Origin of the sequence: Micromonospora sp. DT43 (genome assembly GCF_049841645.1) — a bacterium.
GTDB lineage: Bacteria > Actinomycetota > Actinomycetes > Mycobacteriales > Micromonosporaceae > Micromonospora.
In genome coordinates this window covers 522,017-547,449 of sequence record NZ_JBNCKR010000001.1, presented here as the reverse complement: position 1 = coordinate 547,449, position 25,433 = coordinate 522,017, and the positions used below count along the sequence as shown (strand labels likewise).

At 73.7% G+C, this 25,433-nt stretch carries 22 protein-coding genes; 8 read left to right on the top strand and 14 right to left on the bottom strand.

Going from position 1 to position 25,433, the window contains the following annotated elements; genetic code table 11:
* Together ACLQ26_RS02555 and ACLQ26_RS02550 are read left to right on the top strand one after the other, a co-directional pair.
* Window positions 1-1,299 (top strand): DUF58 domain-containing protein, encoded by a 1,299-nt coding sequence (locus tag ACLQ26_RS02555; protein ID WP_425742915.1) that lies wholly within the window; start codon window positions 1-3, stop codon window positions 1,297-1,299.
* Between the two features lie 16 nt (window positions 1,300-1,315).
* Window positions 1,316-3,790 (top strand): transglutaminaseTgpA domain-containing protein, encoded by a 2,475-nt coding sequence (locus ACLQ26_RS02550; protein ID WP_425742914.1) that lies wholly within the window; start codon window positions 1,316-1,318, stop codon window positions 3,788-3,790.
* Between the two features lie 274 nt (window positions 3,791-4,064).
* Here the strand turns inward: ACLQ26_RS02550 and ACLQ26_RS02545 are convergent, their stop codons facing one another.
* The 12 genes from ACLQ26_RS02545 to ACLQ26_RS02490 form a co-directional block, all read right to left on the bottom strand.
* Window positions 4,065-4,463 (bottom strand): DUF3040 domain-containing protein, encoded by a 399-nt coding sequence (locus ACLQ26_RS02545; protein WP_007463044.1) that lies wholly within the window; start codon window positions 4,461-4,463, stop codon window positions 4,065-4,067.
* 116 nt (window positions 4,464-4,579) lie between these two features.
* Complete coding sequence (locus ACLQ26_RS02540; protein WP_425742913.1) at window positions 4,580-5,839, bottom strand: DNA polymerase IV; 1,260 nt, start codon at window positions 5,837-5,839, stop codon at window positions 4,580-4,582.
* A gap of 109 nt (window positions 5,840-5,948) precedes the next feature.
* A complete protein-coding gene (locus ACLQ26_RS02535; protein WP_425742912.1) occupies window positions 5,949-7,118 on the bottom strand; it encodes an alkaline phosphatase family protein in 1,170 nt (389 codons plus the stop codon).
* The gene (locus ACLQ26_RS02530) at window positions 7,115-7,882 is read right to left on the bottom strand and encodes a methyltransferase domain-containing protein (protein ID WP_425742911.1); all 768 of its coding nucleotides are present in this window, start codon (window positions 7,880-7,882) and stop codon (window positions 7,115-7,117) included. The genes ACLQ26_RS02535 and ACLQ26_RS02530 overlap by 4 nt, the downstream gene beginning before the upstream one ends.
* 9 nt (window positions 7,883-7,891) lie before the next feature.
* A complete protein-coding gene (locus tag ACLQ26_RS02525) occupies window positions 7,892-8,815 on the bottom strand; it encodes a carbohydrate ABC transporter permease (protein WP_425742910.1) in 924 nt (307 codons plus the stop codon).
* Window positions 8,812-8,988, bottom strand: a complete 177-nt coding sequence (locus tag ACLQ26_RS02520) for a hypothetical protein (protein ID WP_007463054.1) — start codon at window positions 8,986-8,988, stop codon at window positions 8,812-8,814. The genes ACLQ26_RS02525 and ACLQ26_RS02520 overlap by 4 nt, the downstream gene beginning before the upstream one ends.
* Complete coding sequence (locus ACLQ26_RS02515) at window positions 8,985-9,935, bottom strand: carbohydrate ABC transporter permease (RefSeq protein WP_425742909.1); 951 nt, start codon at window positions 9,933-9,935, stop codon at window positions 8,985-8,987. The genes ACLQ26_RS02520 and ACLQ26_RS02515 overlap by 4 nt, the downstream gene beginning before the upstream one ends.
* Window positions 9,936-9,941: 6 nt before the next feature.
* On the bottom strand, window positions 9,942-11,291 hold the full coding sequence (locus ACLQ26_RS02510; RefSeq protein WP_425742908.1) for an extracellular solute-binding protein: 1,350 nt from the start codon (window positions 11,289-11,291) through the stop codon (window positions 9,942-9,944).
* Window positions 11,292-11,376: 85 nt separating this feature from the next.
* Window positions 11,377-14,760 (bottom strand): error-prone DNA polymerase, encoded by a 3,384-nt coding sequence (locus ACLQ26_RS02505; protein ID WP_425742907.1) that lies wholly within the window; start codon window positions 14,758-14,760, stop codon window positions 11,377-11,379.
* Between the two features lie 261 nt (window positions 14,761-15,021).
* Complete coding sequence (locus ACLQ26_RS02500) at window positions 15,022-16,623, bottom strand: DNA polymerase Y family protein (RefSeq protein ID WP_425742906.1); 1,602 nt, start codon at window positions 16,621-16,623, stop codon at window positions 15,022-15,024.
* A complete protein-coding gene (locus ACLQ26_RS02495) occupies window positions 16,620-17,345 on the bottom strand; it encodes a hypothetical protein (RefSeq protein WP_425742905.1) in 726 nt (241 codons plus the stop codon). The genes ACLQ26_RS02500 and ACLQ26_RS02495 overlap by 4 nt, the downstream gene beginning before the upstream one ends.
* Window positions 17,346-17,444: 99 nt before the next feature.
* Window positions 17,445-17,894 (bottom strand): SAV_6107 family HEPN domain-containing protein, encoded by a 450-nt coding sequence (locus ACLQ26_RS02490; RefSeq protein WP_007463070.1) that lies wholly within the window; start codon window positions 17,892-17,894, stop codon window positions 17,445-17,447.
* 454 nt (window positions 17,895-18,348) lie between these two features.
* On the opposite strand from ACLQ26_RS02490, the gene ACLQ26_RS02485 reads away from it, so the two are divergent.
* Genes ACLQ26_RS02485 through ACLQ26_RS02460 form a run of 6 tightly spaced genes read left to right on the top strand, consistent with a single transcriptional unit; the run spans window position 18,349 to window position 23,646 of the window.
* On the top strand, window positions 18,349-18,837 hold the full coding sequence (locus tag ACLQ26_RS02485; RefSeq protein ID WP_425742904.1) for a YbaK/EbsC family protein: 489 nt from the start codon (window positions 18,349-18,351) through the stop codon (window positions 18,835-18,837).
* Window positions 18,834-19,571, top strand: coding sequence for a monooxygenase (locus tag ACLQ26_RS02480; RefSeq protein WP_425742902.1), 738 nt, complete (start codon window positions 18,834-18,836; stop codon window positions 19,569-19,571). The genes ACLQ26_RS02485 and ACLQ26_RS02480 overlap by 4 nt, the downstream gene beginning before the upstream one ends.
* Complete coding sequence (locus ACLQ26_RS02475) at window positions 19,568-20,119, top strand: GNAT family N-acetyltransferase (protein WP_425742901.1); 552 nt, start codon at window positions 19,568-19,570, stop codon at window positions 20,117-20,119. The genes ACLQ26_RS02480 and ACLQ26_RS02475 overlap by 4 nt, the downstream gene beginning before the upstream one ends.
* On the top strand, window positions 20,116-21,024 hold the full coding sequence (locus tag ACLQ26_RS02470) for a carotenoid biosynthesis protein (protein WP_425742900.1): 909 nt from the start codon (window positions 20,116-20,118) through the stop codon (window positions 21,022-21,024). Before ACLQ26_RS02475 ends, ACLQ26_RS02470 begins: the two co-directional genes overlap by 4 nt.
* Window positions 21,021-22,148, top strand: a complete 1,128-nt coding sequence (locus ACLQ26_RS02465; protein ID WP_425742899.1) for a glycosyltransferase — start codon at window positions 21,021-21,023, stop codon at window positions 22,146-22,148. The genes ACLQ26_RS02470 and ACLQ26_RS02465 overlap by 4 nt, the downstream gene beginning before the upstream one ends.
* A 10-nt stretch (window positions 22,149-22,158) precedes the next feature.
* Window positions 22,159-23,646, top strand: a complete 1,488-nt coding sequence (locus ACLQ26_RS02460; protein WP_425742898.1) for a phytoene desaturase family protein — start codon at window positions 22,159-22,161, stop codon at window positions 23,644-23,646.
* A 14-nt stretch (window positions 23,647-23,660) separates the two neighbouring features.
* Here ACLQ26_RS02460 and ACLQ26_RS02455 read toward each other — a convergent pair whose 3' ends face one another.
* The gene (locus tag ACLQ26_RS02455) at window positions 23,661-24,374 is read right to left on the bottom strand and encodes a CDP-alcohol phosphatidyltransferase family protein (RefSeq protein WP_007463082.1); all 714 of its coding nucleotides are present in this window, start codon (window positions 24,372-24,374) and stop codon (window positions 23,661-23,663) included.
* Window positions 24,375-24,395: 21 nt separating this feature from the next.
* Window positions 24,396-25,313 carry a methylenetetrahydrofolate reductase [NAD(P)H] gene (gene metF, locus ACLQ26_RS02450; protein ID WP_393296297.1) on the bottom strand — a complete coding sequence of 306 codons (918 nt, stop codon included), beginning with the start codon at window positions 25,311-25,313 and terminating at the stop codon, window positions 24,396-24,398.
* Window positions 25,314-25,433: the final 120 nt, after the last annotated feature.

Genomic DNA, 25,433 nt, shown 5'->3' with positions numbered 1-25,433 from the left:
GTGCGTGCCGGGCTGCGCGGGCTGACCACCCGCGGGCGCTCGTTCCTGGCGGCCGCGATCGCGGCGGCGATCTCGGCCGTCATCCTGGGCGAGAAGGACCTGCTCCGGGTGGCCGTACTGCTGGCCATCCTGCCGTTGCTGGCCGCCGCCTACGTGGGTCGCAGCCGTTACAAGCTGGCCTGCAACCGGTCGCTGGACCCGCACCGGGTTCCGGTCGGGGCCAACTCCCGGGTGGTCCTGCGCCTGCAGAACCTCTCCCGGCTGCCCACCGGCACCCTGCTGCTGGAGGACCGGCTGCCCTACGCGTTGGGCAGCCGGCCCCGGGTCGTACTGGAGCGGCTCGGCGCGCACCAGGCCAGCTCCGTGGCGTACACGGTCCGCGCCGACGTGCGGGGCCGGTACGACGTGGGCCCGCTGGTGGTCCGGATGACCGACCCGTTCGGTCTCTGCGAGCTCACCCGGGCCTTCCCCAGCACCGACCACCTGACGGTCATCCCGCAGGTCACTCCCCTGCCGTCGGTCCGGCTCCCCGGGGAGTACGCGGGCAGCGGCGACAGCCGGGCGCGGTCGGTGGCCGTGCACGGTGAGGACGACGCGGCGACCCGGGAGTACCGCCGCGGCGACGACCTGCGCCGGGTGCACTGGAAGTCCACGGCGCGCACCGGCGAGCTGATGGTGCGCCGGGAGGAACAGCCCTGGGAGAGTCGGGCCACAGTCGTCCTGGACACCCGCGCGTACGGCCACCGGGGCGACGGCCCGACGGCGAGTTTCGAGTGGGCGGTCTCCGCCGCCGCGAGCGTCGCCGTGCACCTGCGGCAGGCCGGCTACAAGCTGCGTCTGGTCACCGGTTCGGGCGCCGACGTGGACGCCTCCGAGGGTGGCGGCGACGGTGTGCTGCTCGACCACCTGGCCGAGGTGCGGCTGGACCAGCGGGCCGAGCTGGCCGAGCTGGTGCAGCGGGTCCGGCAGCGCGCCGACGGCGGCCTGATCATCGGGCTGTTCGGCACGGTGAGCGTCGCGGAGGCCGAGTTGCTGGCCGGGCTGCGGGGCAACGGCGCGACCTGCGTCGGTTTCCTGTTGGACAGCTCCACCTGGTTGAGCCTCCCGGAGAAGGCCCGTGCCGAGGCGGAGCACGCACACGGCGCTGCCGTGCTCGCCATGGTGCGCAGTGGCTGGCGGGTGGTCGGCGTCGACCACGGCAGCCGGCTTCCCGCGCTGTGGCCGCAGGCCGGCCGAGGATCCCAGGGCTTCGCCCTGCGCGCCGCGCTGGCCGAGACGGTCGCCGGCGGCGTGCGATGAACGGAAGGTTCCCCTCATGATCGCCAGCCGGAACACCGGCGCGGTGGCGGCCGCCGCGACACTGCTCGCCGCGGCGCCCCTGTCGGCCATCTTCCAGACCTGGACGTGGCTGATCCAGTGCGCGATCACGGTCGCCGTCGTGGCCGGGGTCGCCGCGTTGACGCGGCTCGTCCGCGCGCCGCTCTGGGGCCAGGTGCTCGGCATGCTGGCCGCCCTGTTGCTCGCGTTGACCTGGTTGTTCCCCAGCGGCGGGGAGCTGCTGGCCTTCCTGCCCACGCCGGCCACGATCGGGCACTTCGCGGACCTGCTCAGCGGCTCGATGCAGGACATGCGCTCGTACGGCGTCGAGGTTCCGGACACGGACCCGCTGCTGTTCATCACCGTGCTCGGCGTCGGCGGTGTGGCCGTGCTGGTGGACGTGCTGGCGGTGGGGCTGCGGCGGCCCGCGCTGGCCGGGCTGCCGATGCTCGCGATCTACTCGGTGCCCGTGGCCGTCTACGTGGACAGCGTCCCCCCGGTGCCGTTCGTGGTGGGCGCCGCCGGTTTCCTGTGGCTGCTGGTCAGCGACAACGTCGACCGGGTCCGCCGGTTCGGAAGGCGGTTCACCGGCGACGGCCGCGACGTCGACGTGTGGGAGGCGTCGCCGCTGGCCTCCGCCGGCCGTCGGCTCGCCGTGGTCGGCGTGGTGGTGGCCGTGGCGCTGCCGCTGGCGGTGCCCGGCATGACCGGCGGCCTGCTCGACACGCTCTCCGGCGGCACGGGTAACGGCAGCGGCACCGGCCGGGGCGCGGGCGGCTCGACCGGCCGGGTCGACCTGTTCGCGTCGCTCGCCGGCCAGCTCAACCAGTCCGAGGTGGCCGACCTGGTCAAGGTGACCACGTCCGAGCCGGATCCCTTCTACCTGCGCTTCGCGGTGGCCGACGAGCTGCGCCCGAGTGGTTTTCAGGCCCGCACCCCCAGTGGCCGTCCGGCCAACCAGGATCTGCCGGAACCGAAGGCGCAGCTCGGCCCGGGAGTGCAGCAGGCCCGCTACCAGGCGACCGTGGAGGTCACCAAGAGCCTCAACATGTCCCTCATGCCGGTGTACGCCGAGCCGGTGCGCACCAAGGACCTCAACGGCAACTGGCGCTACGACTCCGATCGGCAGGTCGTCTTCTCCAACCGGGAGAACTCCCGGGGTCGTAAGTACTCCTTCGACTACGTCCGCTCGACGTACACGCCGGCGGCGCTGCGGGCCGCTGCGCCGCTGCCCGCCGACCACTCGCTCCGCCGCGATCTCACTACCACCCCCGTGCCGGTGCCGGAGGTGGAGGAGCTGGTCAAGGGGTTGACCCAGGGCAAGCGCACCGACTACGACCGCGTGCTCGCGATCTACCAGCACTTCTCGGCGGACAACGGGTTCAGCTACCGGCTCAGCACCGAGAGCGGCAGCAGCGGCCAGGACATCGTCAACTTCCTCATCAACAAGGTCGGCTACTGCCAGCAGTACGCCGCAGCCATGGCCTGGCTGGTCCGTGCGGCAGGCATCCCGGCCCGGGTCGCGTTCGGGTTCACCAATGGCAGCAAGCGCGACGGTGACACGTACACGCTTACCAATCTCAACCTGCACGCCTGGACCGAGGTCTACTTCGACCGCATCGGCTGGGTGCCGTTCGACGCCACCCCGGCGTACGGCGTGCCCGGCTCGACCCGGTCGGCCTGGGCTCCGGACACTGACGCGCCCGAGCCGTCCACCCCGGAGACGGGTGCCACGGACAGCCCGACGGGTCCGGACTCGTCGGCGGGGCCGGCCGGCCCGGACAACGCCGACCGCGACACCGATTCCGGGCTCTCCCTCGGCGCTGAGAAGCCGGCCGAGCAGTCGCCGGTCTGGCCATGGTGGACGGCGGGCGTGTTGGCCCTGTTGGCGCTGCTGGCGGTGCCGGCGCTTCGTCGACTGGCGCTGCGTCGGCGGCGGGCCGGCCGGGCGGACACCACAGCGGCCATCGCCGTCCCCGGTGACACGCAGTCGGCCGACGGCGGGCGTGTGATGGTGGTCGAGGCGGACGCGAGCCGCGCCCGCGCGGACGCGCACGCCGCCTGGGCCGAGCTGCTGGACACGCTCGTCGACTTCAAGGTCCGGGTCGACCAGACCGAGACGCCCCGGGCCACCGCGGACCGGCTGGTCCGCGAAACCCTCGCCGATGACACGGCCGCTGTCGGAGCGGCGCGGCTGCTCGGCCGCGCGGAGGAGCGGGCCCGGTACGCGCGGAACCCGCTGACCGGTGAGCCGCTGCCGCCCGCGCTCCGCGCGGTCCGGGGCGCGCTCGCCACCCGGGCGGATCGCCGGACCCGACTGATCGCCACCGTGCTGCCTCCGTCGGTGCTGCTGCGCTGGCGGATCGCCCTCGCGGACGCCTCCGGCCGTCTGGTGGCGCTTACCGGCCGGGTCCGCTACCGGCTGCTGCGGTGGAACCCGCGGCGGGTGCTTGCCGACCGGGCGGCCCGCTGACCGAGGCTGGTGAACTTCGGGGCGACGGTCACCGGACCGTCGCCCCGAACCGCACACACCCAGCCCACCCGCCACCGTTTGGTTGAGCGGCGCAGTCACGGCGAACGGCGAGCACGCGAAAAGAGCGGCGGAAAGCGACGAAGGCGCCGAACACCCCGCAAGGCAGCGAGCAGGCGAAACGAGCGGTGGGCGCGCGGATACGACAGTGGTCGCCGGGGTGTTCCCGGCAACCCGCTCGTCGCGGTGTACGGCCCGCCTCAGCGGCGGGACGGGCTCAGCGGTGCCCCTCCGGGCGCTGCCGCCACCTGTCTTCCATCCGGTCCAGGATCGACCGGCGGCGACCGGACCGGCCACCGCGGGGACGGCGACGACTCGTCGTGCCACCCACCACGTGCAGGTCGGGTGACTGCGCCCGCCGGTGCGACTGCACCGCGAACGCGGCCGACGCCAGCATGACGACGAAGCCCGCCACCGCCAGCGGTGGAGTCTTGATCACCGCGCCATAGACCAGTAGAGCCAAGCCAGCGATGATCACGCCGGCAGCGACGAGCAGGCGACGCCGCGCGTGGAAGCGCGGATCGCTGGCGCGCACGGCCGAGGCGAATTTGGGGTCCTCGGCAAGCGACCGCTCGATCTGCTCGAACAGCCGCTGCTCGTGCTCCGAGAGCGGCACGGCACTCCTCCCCGGTCACGTTGGTCGGGCCCACTCGGGCCGACAGACCGTGGCAGCCACCCGGCTGCTTACCCGCAAGTCTACGAGGGGGGTCGCGCGTCGGAAAGCGGGACGACCTACGGGTGGGGTGGATTTTCCTTTCGATGGGCGTCACGGTCGCCCATCAGACTGGCCGGACCTATGACGGACCGCCCGAATCGGGCAGCCGCGGCGTCCGCGGCAGCTTCCGCCTCCCGCCAACCGCGCTCCGGCGCGCCGAGGGTGAGTTGGCGGGGAGCGCCCCGCGCCGGGGCGAGCCCCTCCACCCGGACGCCGACGAGCCGGATCCGCTCCCCCGGGTCGAGTGCGGTGTAGAGCGCCCAGACGGTGTCGAACATCTCGCGGGCCGTGTCGGTGGGCACGCCGAGGGTGCGGGAGCGGTTGACGGTGCGAAAGTCCGCCAGCCGGACCTTGAGAGTGACAGTGCGCCCGACCTGGCCGGAGCCGCGCAGCCGGACGCCCACCTTCGCGCTGAGCGCGAGCAGGGCGCGGCGGATCTCCACCGGGTCGGCCACGTCGACGTCGAAGGTGACCTCGGCGCCGATGGACTTGTCGATCTGCTCGGGGCTGACCCGCCGCGGGTCACGGCCCCAGGCCAGCTCGTGCAGGTGCGCGGCGGACGCCGCACCCACCGCCCGGCGCAGCATGCCCACCGGGGCCTCGGCGAGGTCGCCGACGGTGGCCAGGCCGAGCCGGCGCAGCGCCTCGGCGGCGCGCTCCCCCACCCCCCACAGGGCGTCCACCGGAAGCGGGTGCAGGAAGTCGAGGACCTGGCCCGGAGGCACGACCAGCAGGCCGTCGGGTTTGGCCCGGGTGGAGCCCAGCTTGGCCACGAACTTGGTCGGCGCCACCCCGACCGAGCAGGTCAGCGCCTGCTCGTCGGCGACCCGACGCCGGATCAACCGGGCGATTGTCGCCGGGGAGCCGAACAGCCTGCGGGCGCCTGTCACGTCGAGGAACGCCTCGTCGAGGGAGAGCGGCTCGACAAGCGGGGTGACGTCCCGGAAGATCTGCATGACCGCCCGGGACGCGGCCGTGTACGCCGTGAAGTCCGGAGGCAGGTAGACCGCGTGGGGGCAGCGGGCGCGGGCCTGACTGGTCGGCATCGCGCTGCGGACGCCGTACCGGCGGGCCTCGTAGCTGGCCGAGCTGACCACGCCGCGCGGCCCCACACCGCCGACGATCACCGGCTTGCCGCGCAGCTCGGGGCGGCGGCGCACCTCGACGGCGGCGAAGAAGGCATCCATGTCGACGTGCAGGATCGGGCTGGCGGAGTCGTCGGCGTCCGGCCCGAAGCGCGGATCGTCGCCCCGGGGCAACGACTGGCTGCGGCCCATCCCGGCAGGTTAACCCGGGGGTACGACAGCACCACCGGCCGACCGGCCGGACCACGCGGCCTGAGCGCCGCACCGCCCCGGACCACACGCGGCCCGGATCGCGCGTCGCTCAGCCCCGGACGACAAGCAGCGGCACTGTCACCTCGGCGGCGGTGTCCGCCCCGTGGTACGCCACCAGCTTCGACGCCATCGGCCGCTCGGTGCGGCTGGCCATGACGGCGTACGTGTCGTTGCAGGTCACCACCACGTCGCCGATCCGTTCCAGGTGCTCCTCGGGCACCGGCCCGAACCAGCCGGTGGCCACCGTCTCCGCCCGGGTACGCACCCGGGCCGCGTCGCCGAGCACCCCCGACCAGGCGGCCACCACGTCGTCGACCGCGCCCGGCTCGACGTGCAGGTAGCGCACCCGGGCCTCACCGGCGACCACCCGGATCCCGTCGCGCAGCCGTGGATCGGTGTCCAGGTCGAAGCGGTGCGCCAGGGGCACGTCGAGCTGGCCGTGGTCGGCGGTCACCAGCAGCGCCGCGTCCGGCGGCAGCCCGTCGACGAGCCGGGCGAGCAGGCTGTCCACCTCGGTGGCGGCGACCCGCCAGGGCGCCGAGTCGACGCCACTGAGGTGCCCGTGCCGGTCCAGGTCGGCGTGGTAGCCGGAGACCAGGGTCGGCCCCGGGCCGGCGGACAGCGCGGCCAGCATGGTGGCGGCCACCTCGTCGACGCCTGCGGCGCCCCGGAAGTCGCCGCCCCGGTTGGCGGCCACCGTCAACCCGCTGCCGCCGAACTCCGGCCGGCTCACCACGCTCACCGCCACCCCTGCCGCGCGCGCCCGTTGGAGCTGCGTGGGCACCGGCTGCCAGCGCAGCGGCGATGGGTCGGCCGCCCAGTCGGTGTGGGTGAGCACCCGGTCGGTGCCGGGCACCCGCACGGTGAAACCGAGCACCCCGTGCGCGCCGGGCGCGACGCCGGTGCCCAGCGTCACCAGGCTGGTCGGGGTGGTGGACGGGAAGCCGGCGATCAGTGGCCGACCCACGGTCGCGGCCAGCCCGGCGAGCGTCGGCGCGTACGGCGCGGCGGTCGGCACCTGGTACCAGCCGAGCCCGTCGACGAGCAGGACGGCGATCCGGCGTACACCGGCCAACGCGGGCACGAGCCCGAGCGGGTCGGTCGACCCGGGCACGCCCAGCACGGCGAGCGCGCTGGGCAGCACGTCGGCGAGCCGGTCCCCGCCGTCAGTCGGGCCGAGGACGGTAAGCGGCGGCGGCCCGGTCGGTGCGACGGTCATGCCGGCCGGCGGGCGAACAGGTGCAGCTGGGCGGCAAGGTCCCGGTACGGCGATTGCGCGGCCAGGGCCAGTTCCAGCTCGACCAAGGCCGCGGACTGTCCGTCGGCGACCGCGGCCGGCAGCAGGTCGGCCAGTACGCGTACCCCGTGGATCTCCTCGACCTCGAGCCCGGCGGCGGTGAGCAGCGCGGCTGCGCCGGGGGCGTCGTAGCGGCGGCGCAGCGTGTCGCGCGGCCCGGCGCTGCCGGCCGGGTCGGCGGCCAGCGTCGCCGCGACCTCCAGGTGGCCGTTCATGGCGCGGCCCAGCACGGCGGCGGCCCGCCCAGCGACCAGGACGCTCGCCGCGCCGCCGGGGCGCAGCGCGGTGGCCAGCGCGGCGACCACAGGCGTGGGGTCGTCGACGACCTCCAGGACGGCGTGGCAGAGCACCAGGTCGACGCCTGCCGGCTCGACAAGCCCGGCCAGGGCGTCGCCGTCGCCCTGGACGGCCACGACCCGGTCGCCGACCCCGGCCTCGGCGGCCCGACGGGTGAGCGCCGCGAGAGCGTCCGGGCTGGCGTCGACGACTGTGACCCGGTGGCCGGCGCGGGCCAGCGGGACGGCGAAACCGCCGGTGCCGCCGCCCACGTCCAACACCGTGAGCTCGGCGTCGCCGCGCCGGTCCAACTCGGTGCGCAGCACCGACCAGAGCACGGCGGTACGGGGGGTCAGCGGCGGCCCGACGAACGGGCCTCGGGTCTGCTCCACCCGGTCGAGCCTAGTCACCCGGTCCAGTCAGCCCTTGCGGCCGGTGGTGGCGATGCCCTCGACGAAGTGTCGTTGGGCCAGGAAGAAAAGGATGATCATCGGGATGGTCGCCAGCACGCTGCCGGCCAGCACGATCTCCCACTGCTGCTCGCCGCCGTAACCGAACCGGTCCAGCACGACCTTGAGCCCGCGCGGCAGGGTGTACAGCTGTTCGTTGCGCAGGTAGATGAGGGGCTTGAGCAGGTCCGTCCAGCTGGCCTTGAACTCGAAGACGAAGGCGACGAGCAGCGCCGGCCGGATCAGGGGGAAGGCCATCTTCCAGAACAGCTGCGGGTAGCTCGCCCCGTCCACACGGGCCGCCTCGAAGTACTCCCGGGGCAGCGAGAGCAGGAACTGTCGCAGCAGGAAGATGTAGAACGCCGAGCCGAACAGGTTGCCCGCCCAGAGCGGCACCTGGGTGTCGGTCAGGCCCAGGTTCGACCAGATCAGGTACGTCGGGATCATGGTGACCGCGAACGGCAGCATCATTGTCGCCAGCACCAGCCCGAAGAGCAGGTTGCGGCCGGGGAACCGGAAGTAGGCGAAGCCGAAGGCCACCCAGGCGCTGGAGAGGGTCACCGCCGCGGCGGCGGCCACGCCGACCACCACGCTGTTGCCGAACCAGGTCAGCAGGGGCACGGCCCGCCACGCCTCGGCGTAGTTCTCCGGGGCGAACGGGGTGGGCAGGAAGCCGGGGGCGAAGACGTACTCGCGGGGACGCAGCGACGCGCTGACCAGCCAGACGAACGGCAGCATGAAGATGATCGCCGCGCCGACGAGCACCGCGACGAACAGCACGCGGCGCCAGAGCGGCCGGCCGGCCTCCTCGGGCGGCGGGCGGCGCGCCACCGCCCGGGCCGGCTCGACGCCGGGGACCGGTGCGGCGGCGCTGCGTTCGACGGCGGTGGTCACGACTGCTCGCCGGCTGCGGGATCGTCCTCCGCCCGGGACCGTCGGGCATTGGCCACCGGCCCGTCGGTGACCTGGTACTCGCGCGGCTCAAGGTGCTGCTCGGGCACCCAGCCCGCGGTGAGTCGGGTCCGTCGCGCGTTGGCCACACCGTTGTGGCCCATCATGCCCGTCACTTGTCTTCTCCCTCGTAGTACACGAACCGGTTGCTGAGTTTCACCTGTACCAGCGTGATGATCAAGATGATCACGAAGAGCAGCCAGGCCATCGCCGAGGCGAAGCCCATGTGCAGGAACTGGAACGCCTCCTGGAACAGGTGGATGACGTAGAAGCTGGCCGCGTCGCTGTTGAATGTGTTCTGGGTCTCCCGGTTGCCGAAGTACATCGTGTAGACCTCGGTGAACATCTGCAGCGACGCGATCGTGTTGACGATGAGCGTGAAGAACAGCGCCCCGGAGATCATCGGCAGGGTGACCGAACGGAACCGGGCCCAGGCGCCGGCGCCGTCGATGGCCGCCGCCTCGTACAGGTCACGGGGCACGTTCTGCAACGCCGCCAGATAGATGATCACCGTGGAGCCGAGGCTCCACAGGCTCATCAGGATGATGCCGGGCATCACCCAGTGCGGGTCGGTGGTCCAACTCGGACCGTCGATCCCGACCAGGCCCAACACCCGGTTGATCAGGCCGTCCTGGGTGTTGAGCAGCAGCAGGAACAGGATGCCGACCGCCACCGCCGGGGTCATCACCGGCAGGTAGAACACCGTCCGGAAGAAGCCCTGCAACCGGCCGACCCGCTTGAGCAGCAGCGCCAGCCCCAGCGAGATGAGCATCACCAGCGGCACGTGCAGGGCCGTGTAGTAGACCGTGTTGCCGAGGCTGCGGGCCACCGCCGGGTCGCTCATCAACTCCCGGTAGTTGTCCAGCCCGGTGTACCTCGGCTCGTTGATCACGTCGTACTCGGTGAAGCTCAACCAGAGGCTGGCGACCATCGGCCCGGCGTAGAAGATCAGAAAACCGACGATCCAGGGCGCCAGGAAGACGTACGCCCAGCGGGCCTCCCGCCGGGCCAGCGGCGTACGGCGGCGTCGCCGGCCCGGTGCCTCAGCGGTGACGGTGGCCATCGTGGTCTACTTCGCGGCCTTGTCGAGCGCCGCGGTGGCCTCCTGCTGGGCGCGCTGCAACGCCTGCGCGGGCTGGGCCTGGCCGGCGAGCACCCGGTTGACCGCGTCGTAGTACGCCTTGTCGAACTCGGCACCGGCCGGCGAGGCGGGTAGCGCGAAGGCGGCGTCCTGCACCGAACGGATGGTCGCCACCGCGTCGTCGAAGCGCTTGTTGCCGGTCGGCTGGTACAGCTCGTCGAAGATCTTCTTGTCGGCCTCGGCGTTTGCCGTGTACACACCGGTGAACGGCTGGCCGGCGGCCTTGCGGGCCTCCACCCGCGCCTTCGCGGCGGCCACCCAGGTGTCGGTGGCGGTCATCTGCTTGACGAACGCGCACGCGGCATCCGGGTTCTTCGCGCCCTTGGTGATCACCCAGGCCTGCCCGGCGGACTGGGTCAGCGGCTTGCCCTGCCGGTCGGTGAACGGCTTGACCACCAGCTCGGCGTTGGGGCTGTTCTTGGCGGCCTGGTTGAGGAACCACTCCTCCATCGGCCAGGCCACGATCTGGTTCTTGGACAGCGGGTTCTGCGCGCCGAAGAAGTCGAAGGTGTCCCGGAAGGACTTGAACTTGCCCCAGCCGCCCTGCTGCTGGATGAGGTTGACCCCGGTGGTCAGCGCCTCGATCACCTTGGGGTCGTCCAGCTTCGCCGTGCGACCGTCGGCGGAGAGCATGTCGACACCGTTGGCCTTGGCCCACATCGGCAGGAACTCGGGGACCTTCGGGTCGATGCCGATCCGGGAGAGCCGACCGCCGGAGACCGTCGCCAGCCTGGCGTTGAGGGCGGGCAGCGCCGACCAGTCGGCCAGGTTCACCTGGTCGGCGGTCAGGCCGGCCTGCTTGAGCAGCCCCTCGTTGAGGTAGACCACCCGGACGGTGGAGAACTCCGGGATGCCGTAGACGGTGTCGTCCAGGGTGACCTGGGCACGAGCGGCCGGCCGGTATTGATCGAGGTTGATGTCCTGCTTCTTGACGCAGTCGGTCAGGGGCTGGATCGAGCCGCGCTTGGCGTACGTGCCGATCAGCTTGCGGTCCATGTAGACCAGGTCCGGCGGGTTGCCCGAGGCGACCGCGGAGAGGAACTGCTGCTCGTCGAAGGCGCCGTCGGTGACCTTCAGGTCGACGTCGGGGTGGTCTCGCTTGAACGCGTCGACCCGGGTGGTGGCGATCTCGTCGGAGAAGCCGAAACCCATGGTGCTGAGCGCGCCCTTGGTGGCGGTCCCGCCCCCCTCGTCGCTACCGCCGCCGACTCCCCCGCAGCCGGCGAGCGCCAGGGTGAGCACCCCGGCGAACGCGGTCGCCCGCATTTTCCGTGCCATCAGACCCTCCCGAACAGGTCGCGGGCCACTGTGCCCACGACCTGCACTTCTCCTCTTCTCGGGGGGTTCAAACCTGAGGCCCCGATCAGCGGAAGTCGCGGGAGGCGGGACTGACCGGCGGCTCGATCGCGTCCAGTCGATCGGCGACCAGGTTGGTCACCCCCTCATGCCGTTGCAGTCGCCCCCGGACCACAAGCGCGGCGCTGGTCCGGGCCACCCGCCGGTAGCGCTGCCACAGCCCCGGCGAGCAGGTGACGTTGAGCATCCCGGTCTCGTCCTCCAGGTTGAGGAAGGTGACCCCGCCCGCGGTCGCCGGGCGTTGCCGGTGGGTGACGATGCCGCCGACCCGGATCCGTTGGCCGGGCTCCACCCGACCGAGCCGGGCGATCGGCACCGCCCCGAGCACGTCCAGCTGACCCCTGATGAAGCGGGCCGGATGGCTCTCCGGCGACAACCCGGTGGCCCACACGTCGGCGACCAGCCGATCCACCGCCTCCATGCCGGGCAGCGTGGGCGCCGTCGCGCCGGTCACCGTGCCGGGCAGCCGGCCCGGTCTGTCCTGGGCCGCCGCGCCGGCCGCCCAGAGCGCCTCCCGTCGGGTCAGCCCGAAACAGGCGAAGGCGTCCGCGGTGGCCAGCGCCTCCAGCTGCGCCGAGGTGAGACCGACCCGCCGGGCCAGATCAGGCATGTCGCGGTACGCCCCGCCGGCCGCCCGCTCGGCCTCGATCCGCTCGGCCACGTCGGCGCCGAGGGTACGCACGCTGGACAGCCCCAGTCGGACGGCCGGGCCGTCCAGCCCCCAGGCGTGCGGCGGCTCCCCCGGCCCGCTGCCCCACCGGGTGTCCGGGGTGGATTCCAGCACCGCCAGAGCGCCGCTGGCGTTGATGTCCGGGCGGCGGACCTCCACCCCGTGCCGACGGGCGTCGTCGACAAGGGTCTGCGGCGAGTAGAAGCCCATCGGCTGGGCGTTGAGCAGCGCCGCCAGGAACGGCGCCGGGTGGTAACGCTTGAGCCAGGAGCTGGCGTACACCAGGTAGGCGAAGCTCATCGCGTGGCTCTCCGGGAAGCCGTAGCTGGCGAACGCGGTGAGCTTGCGGTAGACGTCGTCGGCCAGCTCGCCGGTGATGCCCCGCTCGGCCATCCCGGCGTAGAGCCGGTCGGCGATGCGGGTCATCCGCTCGACCGAGCGTTTCGCGCCCATCGCCCGGCGTAGCTGGTCGGCCTCGGCCGCGTCGAAGCCGGCCAGGTCGATGGCCAGCTGCATCAACTGCTCCTGGAACAGCGGCACACCCAGGGTCTTCTCCAGCGCGTTGCGCATCAGCGGGTGCGCGAAGGTCACCGGCTCCTGGCCGTTCTTGCGCCGGATGAACGGGTGCACCGAGCCGCCCTGGATCGGGCCGGGACGGATCAGCGCCACCTCGACCACCAGGTCGTAGAACTCGCGGGGCTTGAGCCGGGGCAGGGTGGCCATCTGGGCGCGACTCTCCACCTGGAACACGCCCACCGAGTCGGCCCGGCAGAGCATGTCGTAGACCTCCGGGTCGTCCAGCGTCATGTCACCCAGGTCGAGGCTCTCACCGATCATGTCGTAGCCGTAGTGCAGCGCGGAGAGCATGCCGAGCCCGAGCAGGTCGAACTTCACCAGGCCGACGGCGGCGCAGTCGTCCTTGTCCCACTGCAGGACGCTGCGGCCGGGCATCCGCCCCCATTCCACCGGACAGACCTCGATCACCGGCCGGTCGCAGATCACCATGCCACCGGAGTGGATGCCCAGGTGCCGGGGGAACGTCTGCAGCTCGTTCGCGTACTCCACCACCTGCTCCGGGATGCCCTCGACGTCGACCGTGGCGACGGACCCCCACCTGTCGATCTGCTTGCTCCAGGCGTCCTGCTGACCGGGTGAGAAGCCGAACGCCTTGGCCACGTCCCGTACCGCCGACCGGGGCCGGTAGGAGATGACGTTGGCGACCTGCGCGGCGTGCTCCCGGCCGTAACGGGTGTAGACGTGCTGGATCACCTCCTCCCGGCGGTCGGACTCGATGTCCACGTCGATGTCCGGTGGGCCGTCCCGCTCCGGGGCGAGGAACCGCTCGAAGAGCAGCCGGTGCCGGACCGCGTCCACGTTTGTGATGCGCAGCGCGTAGCAGACCGCCGAGTTGGCCGCCGAGCCCCGGCCCTGGCAGTAGATGTCCTGCTCGCGGCAGAAACTGACGATGTCGTAGACCACCAGGAAGTAGCCGGGGAAGCCCAGCTCCTCGATCATGTTCAGCTCGTGGTCGAGCTGCGCGTACGCCGTCGGGTGCGCCTGCGGCGGCCCGTAGCGCTCCCGCGCACCGTCGGCGGTCAGCTTGCGCAGCCAGCTCATCTCGGTGTGCCCCGGCGGCACCGGGTACGCCGGCAGTTGCGGCGCGACCAGTTGCAGGTCGAAGGCCAACTCGGCCCCGAACTCGGCGGCCCGGGCCACCGCACCCGGGTACGCGGCGAACCGGGCCGCCATCTCCGCGCCACTGCGCAGGTGGGCGGTGGCCGCCGCGGGCAGCCAGCCGTCGATCTCGTCGAGGCTGCGCCGGGCCCGCACCGCGGCGACGGTGGTGGCCAGCCGACGCCGGCCGGGGCTGGCGTAGTGCACGTTGTTGCTGGCCACCGTCGGCAGCCCGGCCGCGGCTGCCAGCTCGGCGAGCGCGTCGTTGCGGTCGGCGTCGATCGGATGACCGTGGTCGGTCAGCTCCACCGCCACCGTCTCCGCGCCGAAGAGCGCGGTCAGCCGGTCCAGTTCGCGGGCCGCCGCGTCCACCCCCTCGGTGAGCAGCGCCCCCGGCACGTGCCCCTTGCGGCAGCCGGTCAGCACCAGCACGTGGTCGCGCAGCTCGGCGGCGACCTCCTCCAGCTCCCCGTAGACCGGGCGGCCCTTCTCCCCGCCGCGTAGCTGGGCGCGGGCGATGGTGGTGGCCAGCCGGGCGTACCCCTCGTGGCCGTGTGCGAGCACCAGCAGGTGCGCGCCGTGCGGGTCGGGCTCACCGTTCTGCGGGCCGGGCAGCCCGAGGGACAACTCCGCACCGAAGATGGTCGGCAGGCCCAGCGTGCGAGCCGCCTCGGCGAAGCGGACCACCCCGTAGAAGCCGTCGTGGTCGGTGACGGCGAGCGCGGTGAGCCCCAACCGGGCCGCCTCCTCGGCCAACTCCTCCGGGTGGCTGGCACCGTCGAGGAAGCTGAAGTTGGTGTGCGCGTGCAGCTCCGCGTAGGGCACCACGCCATCGGGGCGGGCCAGCTCCGGCGGCTGGTACTGCTCGCGCCTGCGACTCCAGGCCGGAGAATCCCCACCGTCGGCGTCCACGGCGAGCGGGTCCACCACGTGCAGGTGCCGCTCGCCCCTGCTTCCCCGGTCGCCACCCGTCCGGGTGCCGCCGGTCCGGCCGGAGAGCACCCGCTCCAGCTCCGACCAGGGCATCTTCGGGTTGTGAAAACTCATCCGGCCACTCCGGCCTCTCTGCCCGCTCGGACCGCGCCGACCGCTCGGACCACGCCGACCGCGCCGACCGCTCGGGCCGGCCCGGCGGCGACGGCGCGGCCGATCAGCCACCGGACGGCACGCGACCTCGCTGGCGGCGATGGGTGCGGTGAGCGATATGACTGTGAGTCATAAATATGACTGTGAGTCATATGGCTCAGCAGGATGTCCGCCTCCCGGCCAACACCGAACCGGCCGACGCCGGTCACGGGCCGACCTGGCTCAGTCATAGATCGCCTCCACCAGCCACTGCCCGGCCTCGACGGCGAGCAGCAGAGCGGTGCCGTCGGCGAGGCTGACCTGGAAACGGGCCCGCCGCCGCGCCTCGGCGGGGGCCCACCAGCGCTCGTCCACCGGCCACGGCCCGGCCCAGCCCACGATCTCCGCCGGCCGGCCGGTGCCGACCACCAGCCGAGCGGGAACAGCGCTCACCGCCAACCGCGCGCTGATCACCACCGGCTCGCCGGAAGCGTCGTGCACGGTCGCGGCGAGCGGGCTGGGCAGCACCACGGCGGGCGCGGGCGGCGGCAACCGGCCCGGCCACGGCGGAACTTCACCACCGCGATCAGCGGGCCGACCGGCACCGCCACCACCAGCCCGACCGGGGAGGCGCTCGTCGCCCCACGGCACCAGGCGCACCTGGTCGGCCGGGGAACGCCCACCACCGAGCACCGCCGTGACCACCGCTTCCGGGCCGAGGATGCCCTGCACCCGACTCAATGCCCGGTGCGCCCGCTCCCGCTCCTCACCCGTCTCCCCCCAGAGACCGGTCTGCAGGCCGGCCTGGGCGAGCACCCCGTCCGGGATCAGCCGCAGCCGGATGATGCCGGCCGTCGGCCGGGCCGGTCGGGCACCGGCGCGGCCGTTGCTGCCGGAGAGCCAGCCGTCGAGCTGCCAGCGCACCCGGTCGGCGATGGCGGAGGCGGTGAGCAGGCCGTCGTGCCGCCACACGCGGTGCAGCTCCTGCCCGTGCTCGGTGACCGCCTCGATGCCGAGCCGGGTACAGGCCAGCCCGTGCCCGGCGAGCCGGTCGTGCAACTGCTCGGCCAACGCGCGGGCGGCGAACGCCGCCGCGTCGACCCGGTCGATCGGCTCGTCGTACGTAGAGGTCACCGTCAGGTCGGTCGGCGGCTGCCGGACGGCGAGCGGGCGATGATCCCGGCCGGCGGCCAGCCGATGGGCCAGCGCACCGTCGAACCCGAACCGGGCCAGCACGTCGCCCGCCGGGAGCGCGGCGAAGTCGCCGAGGGTCCGCACCCCCAGCCGGCGCAGCAGGTCGGCCAGTGCGGACCGACCGAGCGCCTCGACCGGCATCCCGGCCAGGAACGCCTGTGTTCCGCCCGGCGCCACCACCCGGCCGGCGCGGGCGGCCAACCCCGCGGCGAACACCCCGTCGGCGATGCCCACCTGACTCTCCACCAGACAGGACTGGGCGACGTGCTCGATGAGCCGTTCGGCGGCCGCCTCCTCGCCGCCGAGGTAACGACTCGGGCCCCGGGCGGCAACCGCACAGGCGCCCGGACGGACCACCTCGACGCCGGCAACCAGTTCCTCCAGCGCGGCGACCACAGGCTCGAACGCTCGGGCGTCCCGGCCGGGGTCGTACTCCACGACGGTGAGCTGCGGGCAACGCCCCTGTGCCTCCCGCTTGCGCAGCCCTCGGCGTACGCCCTCGGCGCGTGCCCGCTCGGAGCAGGCGACCACCCGGTTGGCGTGCAGCACGACTACCGCTTCGGTGGCCGGCACTCCGTCGACGATCTCGGCGGCGAGCACCGGCCAGTCCGGGCACCACAACAGCAGGGTCCGGATCGGCGCGCCGGTCACCCCGAGCCGACCAGGGCGAGCGGCACGGACGGACGGCTCACTGTCGACCGCACCGTCCCGGGAATGACCCGCGTGAGTTCGGCGCCGGGGAGCCAGACCTTGATCTCCTTGGGGCGGGCGGCTGCTCCGCGCCCGCGCGCCGAGACGGTGACCTCCCGGCGACGCAGCCGCCCCCGGCCCTGGCCGAGCCCTTCCCAGACACCCCGGACCACCTGCAACGTCACGTCCGCGCCGTCCCACCTGCCGTACGGAACGAGCACACTGCCGCGCTGTCGGGCCCGCGCGGCCAGCCGGGTGGCGACCGAGGCGGAGACCGCGGCGGGTACGGCGGTGACCACGACGTCCACCCCGTCGATCAGCGCGGCGACAACTGTGGCCCACTCGGGGCCGGGATTCGGCACCAGGGCCAGCCGGTCCAGGGCGATGCCCAGCTCGGCTGCCGCACCCGCGCCGAACGTCGGCACGCCGACCACGGCGCACCACGAACCGGCCCGGGACGCCTCGGCCAGCAGCGCCAGCACCAGCGAGGTGCCGCCACTGCGTCGGGGCTGACCGGCGGCGACCGCGATCGTGCTGCCCCGGCGCAGGCCCCGGTTGGGCAGCAGGCCGGTCAGCTCGGGCGCGACAGGTAGCACCCGGTGGCCGCCGACCGGATCGGGTGCGCTCGCCGGGCGCACCAGATCGGCAAGTGCGGCGGAACCGACCACCATGCGGCCCGCCATGGACCAACCCCCCGTCGTTGCTGTGGAACAGATCAGGACCGACGCACCGTGACGCCGCCCGCCCGGCTTCCCTTCCAGGCGGTCGGCGTCACGGCGGGCTCACGCGGCGAGGCCGTCCAGGGCCGGTTGGTGCGCCACGCCGAGCGCGGTCTCCACCACCGTGACGAACTGTTCGGCGGCGCGGAGCAGATCGTCGGCCTCCCGGGCGCTGACCACCCGGGGGATGCCGGCTTCGGCGGCGGCTCGCTTGCTGGCCCCGGCGGCGAAGAACCGAGACCACTCGTCGAGCTCGGGGGCGACGGCGCAGAGCAGGACCCAGACGCTTGTGATCCGGTTGCGTCGGCTCGGGGCGGGTCGGGCCCGGGCGGCGAGCAGGGCGGCCGCCGCGCGCAGCGCCGCCAGGTGGGCGGCGGCGTAGCGCAGGCCGTCGGGTCGGGTCTGGCCGGCCTCGACCAGCCCACGGCGGGCCAGGGTGAGGAGCTGGGCAGGGGTGCGGTGCGGCAGCACGTGCGCCGGCACCGTCGGTGCCTGAGCCGGGTTGGTCGGCATGGACTGTCTCCTCCACGTGGCCGGGGCGTCGGCCGGGGCAGTGGTGCCGCCGACGAGACGCCGAGGTCGGGTGGTGCGGAGGAAGACGCACCGGGGGCGGCCGGCCGGGTGTGGATGCTTCCCCACACCACACCCGGCCGGCGTACCGGCGGGTTCGTCGCCCGCCGCCCGGGGGTCGTGGGCGGCGAGCGACGCTCCTGCCTGATGGGACCGGGCTCGCGACTGCCCGGAAACCCAGGTGCGGCCCGCGAAGCCACACCGCCCGGAGCTGGCGCCGCGAAACACCGCGCTCCGGCTGGTTGGAACGGGCGTTCGAGGCAATCGAACACTCGTTCTAACTGCTGCTGACAGTACACCTCCCCTCCGACGAAAATGCAACGTGTGACGCGCCGTGGCTCGCCGTCGATGTACACCGGGGTGAAACGACGCACGGCAGACCGGGAAGAATGTCCCCATGCAGCCACACCCGAACGTACGGGCGGTGCAGGACGCACTCGACGGGGCTGGGGCGCGCGACGGCGCCGGCCAGCCCAGCACGGTCCGCCTGCTGCCCGACGCGGTGCACACCGCGGCAGCCGCCGCCGAGGCGCTCGGCGTCGAGGTCGGCCAGATCGCCAACTCGCTGATCTTCGACGCGGACGACGCGCCGCTGCTCGTGCTCACCTCCGGCGCGCACCGGGTCGACACCGCCGGCCTGGCCGCATCCATAGGCGTCACCCGGCTGCGCCGGGCCACCCCGGAGTTCGTTCGGGAGCACACCGGGCAACCGATCGGCGGAGTCGCCCCGCTCGGGCACCCGCGGGCACTGCGCACCCTGGTGGACACGGCGCTGGCGGCGTACCCGCAGATCTGGGCCGCGGGCGGCGTACCGCAGGCGGTCTTCCCGACCACCTACGCCGAGCTGCTGCGCGTCACCGCCGGCACCCCGGCCGAGGTGGCGTGAACGCCGTACCGGAGCTGGTCACCCTGCACGTGTGGCGGACCTCCCGGGGCGCGCTGCCCCGGGCGCTGACCCGGATGGCGGTGGACCCGCGTCGGCTGCGGGCCCTGCCGGGCGTCCGATTCGGCAAGCTGCTGGGCACGGGGACCGGCACCGGCTTCGGGCCTGGTGACGCGGACCTGACCCGGTGGGCGGCGCTTACCGTCTGGGACTCCCCCGGCGCGGCGGCCGGCTTCGACGACTCGCCGGTCGGACGCGCCTGGGCACGGATCGCCCACGCCCAGGCCCGGGTCGACCTGCGTCCGCTGAGCAGCCGGGGCGAGTGGTCCGGCCGGCGGCCGTTCGGCGAACCGCCGGGCGGCCGGGTCACCGGCCCGGTGCTGGCGCTGACCCGGGCCCGGTTGCGAGCCCGCCGGGCGGCCACCTTCTGGCGGGCGATCCCGCCGGTGGCCGCCGCCCTGCGCGACGCGCCCGGGTTGCTGGCCCGGTTCGGCGTCGGTGAGGCCCCGCTGGGTTGGCAGGGCACGGTGAGCGTGTGGCGTGACCCGACGGACCTGGTGGCGTTCGCGTACCGTCACCCGGAGCATCGGGCGGCGATCATGCGAACCCCCACCGCGGGCTGGTACGCCGAGGAGCTGTTCGCCCGGTTCGAGGTACGCGACGTGGCCGGCGACCGGACGGTCCTCGGATGGGTCGCCGACGACGACCAGGCGACAGTGAAGGGTGGACGGGCATGAGGTTGGTGCGCTGGACGCCGGACGATCTCGTCCGACGGCTGGACGATGTGGTGGCCGTCTACGGCGAGGCGATGGGATACCGCACCGACCTGCTGGAGGCCCGGCGCGGCTACATCGCCACCCACGTCCGCCGGCCCGGATTCCGGGCCGTGGCCAGCCTGACCAGTGAAGGTCACCTCGCCGGCTTCGGGTACGGCTATCTGGGCGGTCCGGGCCAGTGGTGGCACGACCAGGTGTACCGGGCGCTGGACGGCCCGACCCGCAAGCGCTGGCTCACCCACTGCTTCGAGGTGGTCGAGCTGCACGTCCGCCCGCCGGCGCAGGGGCACGGGCTGGGCGCCGGGCAGTTGCGGGCGCTGCTCACGATGGCCGAGGGCGACACCACGCTGCTGTCCACCCCGGAGGCCGAGGAGCAGACCTCGCGGGCCTGGCGGTTGTACCGGCGGTTCGGCTTCGTGGACGTGCTGCGCGACTTCCACTTCCCCGGTGACGAACGGCCCTTCGGCGTACTCGGTCGAGATCTGCCGCTTGAGCCGTCCGCGTCATGACCCGGCGGATCTCCTGGACGCTGCTGGCCGTCCTGGTGCTCGCCCAGATCTGCTACCCGCTGACCACCGGCGCCACCCGGGCCGGGCTGACCGTGGCCACTGTCGTGCTCGGCTGGCTGCTCTCGGTCGGTCACGCGCTGCTCAGTCGCGGGCCCCGGGTCGCGGCGGCGCTTGTCGCGGTGGCCACCGGCGGCGGGTTCGCGATCGAGGCGATCGGGGTGGCCACCGGTGTGCCGTTCGGCAGCTACGACTACTCGGGTGAGCTGGGTCCCAAGCTGGCCGGTGTGCCGTTGATCATCCCGCTGGCGTGGACCTGGATGGCCTGGCCGGCGTGGCTGGCCGCGGTCCGCCTCACCGGCGGCAGCGGCACGCCGAACGGCAGCGGCACGCCGACCGGCAGCGGCACGCCAGCCGACAGCGGCACGCCAGCCGACAGCGGCACGACGGTCGGCCGGTGGGTGGGCAGGATCGCGTTGGCCACGGTGGGGTTGGCCGCCTGGGACCTCTTCCTCGACCCGCAGATGGTCGCCGAGGGCTACTGGGTCTGGCGGGACGCCACCCCGGCGCTGCCCGGCCTGGCCGGCATCCCGGTCAGCAACTACCTGGGTTGGCTGCTCTTCGCGGTGCTGCTGATGAGCGCGCTGCGCCCGCTGGCCGGGCCGGCCGCCGAGCACACCGATCGGCGGGACCACCCGATGGTCGCGCTGTACCTGTGGACGTACTTCTCCAGCATCCTGGCCCACGCGGTCTTCCTGGACCTGCCCGCGTCGGCGCTCTGGGGCGCCGCCGGCATGGCGGTCACCGCCGTGCCGTTGGCGGTGACCCTGCTGCGCGCCCGCCGGCCCCACCACGCGCGCCGGGACGACCACCAGCCGCACCGCACCGGCGTCGACGCGACCCGATGATCGTCCTGGTCGCCCTGCTGCTCGCCGTCGCCGCGCTGACCGGGCACACCTGGGTCAACGCCGCCGGATGGCTACGCCGACCCACCGACCGGCCCGACGACGTCGACGAGCCGGTGGCCGTCCTGCTGCCGCTGCGCGACGAGGCCGCCCGCGTCACGCCCTGCCTCCGCGCCCTGCTCGCCCAGCGTGGCGTGCCGGCGCTGCGCATCGTGGTCCTCGACGACGGTTCCACCGACGGCACCGCCGACGTGGTCCGCGCGGTCGTCGGCGACGACCCGCGGGTCACCCTGCTCAGCGGGGTCGCCCCGCCGCCGGGCTGGCTGGGCAAGCCGCACGCCTGCTGGCAGTTGGCCACCCGGGCCGACCCGGCGGCCACCGCGCTGGTCTTCGTCGACGCCGACGTGGTGCTCGCCCCGCACGCCGTGGCCGCCGCCGTCACCGAGCTGCGCGCCGCCCGCGTGACGCTGCTGTCGCCGTACCCCCGGATCGTGGTGGCGACGGTTGCCGACCGGCTCGTACAGCCGCTGTTGCAGTGGTTGTGGCTGACCTTCCTGCCGCTGCGGGCGATGGAGCGCTCGCGGCGGCCGTCGCTGGCCGCGGCGGGCGGGCAGTTCCTGGTGGTGGACCGGGCCGGCTACACCGCCGCCGGCGGGCACGCCGCCGTCGCCGACAAGATCCTGGAGGACGTCGAGCTGGCCCGGGCGGTCAAGCGGGCCGGCGGGCGGATCGCCCTGGCCGACGGCTCCCGGCTTGCCACCTGCCGGATGTACGACGACTGGCCGCAACTGCGCGACGGGTACTCGAAGTCGCTGTGGGCGTCGTTCGGGCACCCCGGTGCGGCGGCCGCCGTGGTGACACTGCTGCTCCTGCTCTACACCGCCCCGCCGCTGGTCGCGCTGGTCGGGCTCGCGGTCGGCTCGACGCGGGTGGCCGCCGTGGGCCTGGCGGCCTACCTGCTCGGGGTGGCCGGGCGGGTGCTCACGGCCCGCGCGACAGGCGGCCGGTGGTGGCCCGACGCGCTCGCACACCCCGTGTCGGTCGTGGTCCTCGGTTGGTTGACGCTGCGGTCGTACCATCTGCGAAAGCGACGCCGCCTGACCTGGCGGGGCCGCCCGGTCAGCTAGGAGGCGCGGCATGGCGCGGATCGTGGTCGTCGGCGCCGGGGTGGGTGGCCTCGCCACCGCCGCCCGGCTGGCCGCAACCGGGCACCAGGTGACAGTCTTCGAGGCCGCCGACACGGTCGGCGGCAAGCTCGGCCGGTACGCGCACGACACCCCGGCCGGGACGTTCCACTTCGACACCGGGCCGAGCCTGCTCACCCTGCCGCAGGTCTTCCACGACCTGTTCGAGGCGACCGGGGCGAAGCTCGACGAGTACCTGGACCTGACTCCGCTGGACCCGATCGTCCGGCACGTCTTCCCCGGTGGCGGCCCGACAGTGGATTCGTGCGCCGACCCGGTGGAGTTCGCCACCCGGATCGGGGCCGCCCTCGGCGACCGGGCGGCGGCCGACTGGCAGCGACTGTGGCACCGCGCCGAACGGGTGTGGCGGGCCTCCGAACGGGACATCCTGCGCCGTACCGTCGACTCCCCCCGCGACCTCGCGTCGCTGGCCTGGCGCGTCGGCGACCTGGCCGCCATCGCCCCGGGCCGCACCCTGCGCGGCCTGGGTCGCCGGCACCTGTCCGACCCGCGGCTGCGGATGCTGCTGGACCGGTACGCCACCTACACCGGCGCCGACCCGCGCCGGGCCCCGGCGGCGCTGGTCGCGGTCCCCTACGCCGAGCTGACCTACGGCGGGTGGTACCTGCGCGGCGGGCTGGGCACGCTCGCCGACGCGCTGCTGACCCGCTGCCTGGACCTCGGCGTGGTCGTGCAGACCGGCACCGCGGTGACCCGGATCGACGCGGCGGGCGGGCGGGTGCACGGGGTACGCCTCGCCGGCGTCCACGCGCCGGTGCCCGCCGACGTGGTGGTGGCAAACGTCGACGCGCTCACCGTGTACCGCGACCTGCTGCCGCACGCCCGCCGGCTGGCCACGTTGACCGACCGCAGCCTCGCCGGTTTCGTGCTGCTGCTCGGCGTCTCCGGCAGCACCGGCCTGGCGCACCACAACGTCTTCTTCCCGCGCGACTACGACGCGGAGTTCGACGCGGTCTTCGGCGACCCGGGACGGGGCGTACGGGCCCGACCGGCGGCCGACCCGACGGTGTTCGTCACAGTGGCCGACGACCCGACGGTCCGCCCGGCCGGGCACGAGGCGTGGTTCGTGCTTGTCAACGCCGCCCGGCAGGGCACCGCCGGTGGCGCGGTCGACTGGCGACGCCCGGGGCTGGCCGACGCGTACGCCGACCGGGTCCTGGACGTCCTGGCCGAGCGCGGCGTCGACGTGCGGGACCGGTTGCTGTTCCGCGAGGTGCGCACCCCGGCCGACCTGGACGCGGCGACAGGTGCGCCGGGCGGCACGATCTACGGCACCGCCGGTGGGCTGCTCCGCCCGGCCAACCGGGGCCCGGCGCACGGGTTGTGGCTGGTGGGCGGCTCCAGCCACCCCGGCGGCGGCCTGCCCATGGTGACCCTCTCCGCGCAGATCGTCGCCGACGAGATCGGCCCCGCCTGGTAGGCCGCCCGCTCAGGTCAGCCGGCGTCGAGCAGGGCGCGGCGGACGGTGGAGAGCAGCTGCCCCAGCCCGAAGCCGGCCAGCAGCACCCACACCGCCGTCGCCATGGTGATGGTGCCGGCGGCAAGGTCCGGCTCGATCAGACCGGCCAGCCCGGCGACCACCAGGCCCGCCAGCGCGACCGAGACCCGGGTGGGTCGTTCGCCGACGGTCACCGCGCCGATGTCGCGCATCCCGGCGGACACCGCGCGGGCCCGGACGTACTCGTGCAGCCAGGACAGCGCGCCGCCCGCCACGACAAGCGCGCCCGGCGCGCCGACCAGCCAGAACGCCAGCAGCCACGCCACCTCGCCGAGCCGGTCGGCAAGCGAGTCGTAGACGTAGCCGAGCCGCGTGGTGCGGCCGGTGGCGACCGCCACCGCGCCGTCCACGCTGTCGGCCACCGCGGCGAGCAGCACGAACAGCGCGCCGAGGAACGGGCCGTCGCCGGGCCGGGTCGCCAGCAACGGTACGCAGAAGCAGAGCAGCACCCCCGCCACGGTGACCGGGGTGGGGCCGACCCGCAGCCGACCCAGCACATACCCGACGTGGTACGCGAACCGCAGCCAGGCGCGCACCACCGGCGCGGCGACCCGCGGGTCGAACCCGCCGTGCAACCGCGCCCACGCCGTGGCGTACTGGTCCCAGTTCAGCTGTGTGCCCACCTGAGGATCAACCGTAGTGCCGGGCATCAGGTGTCGCAGACTCCGGGTTCACACCCGCGCGCCGGCCTTGAGGTTCTGCCAGACCTCCCGGGTGGCGGTGGACCGGTTGAGGGTGATGAAGTGGATTCCCGGAACGCCCTCGTCCAGGAGTCGACGGCACATGTCGCTGGCCTGCTCGATGCCGAGCCGGCGCACCGCCTCCGGGTCGTCGGCCACCCGCTCGAAGCGCTCCGCAAGCGCCGGCGGGAAGGGCGCCCCGGACAGCTGCACGGACCGCTCGATGGTGCCGATCTGGGTCACCGGCATCACCCCGGCCAGGATGGGGGTGTCGCAGCCGGCGGCGGCCACCCGGTCGCGCAGGCGCAGGTAGTCGTCGGCCTCGAAGAACATCTGCGTGATCGCGAACTCGGCGCCGGCCCGGCACTTGCTGACGAACTGCGCGGTGTCGCTGGCCACGTCCGGTGAGCGGGGGTGCTTGTACGGGAAGGCCGCCACACCGACGCTGAAGTCACCGGAGTCGCGCACCAGCCGGACCAGGTCCTCGGCGTAGTCGACGCCCTCGGGATGCCGGACCCACTCGCCGCCCGGGTTGCCCGGCGGGTCACCGCGTACGGCCAGCACGTTGCGCACCCCGACCCCGGCGAGGCGGCCGATCACGTGCCGCAGCTCGGCCACGGAGTGGTTGACAGCGGTCAGGTGTGCCATCGGCAGCAGGGTGGTGTCGGTGGCGATCCGCTCGGTCACCGCGACTGTGGTGTCCCTGGTCGAACCGCCCGCGCCGTAGGTGATCGACACGAACGACGGGCGCAGCGACTCCAGCTCACGGATCGCCTGCCAGAGCAGCCGCTCCCCCGCCTCGGTCTTGGGCGGGAAGAACTCGAACGAGAAGGTCGGCTGGCGGTCACGGATGAGCTCCCCGATCGCCGGCTGCGGATTGGGGAGTACCGAGGGAAGACCGAGCGCCACGACCCGACTCTAGCGGGCGACGCCATCGACACCCAGGCGCTTCCCACCGGCGGGGAAGACCGTCGTACCCCGGGGGTAGGAAGGAGGGGCGCGGGAGGGGCGGTGGGGGTCGGCCCGGGG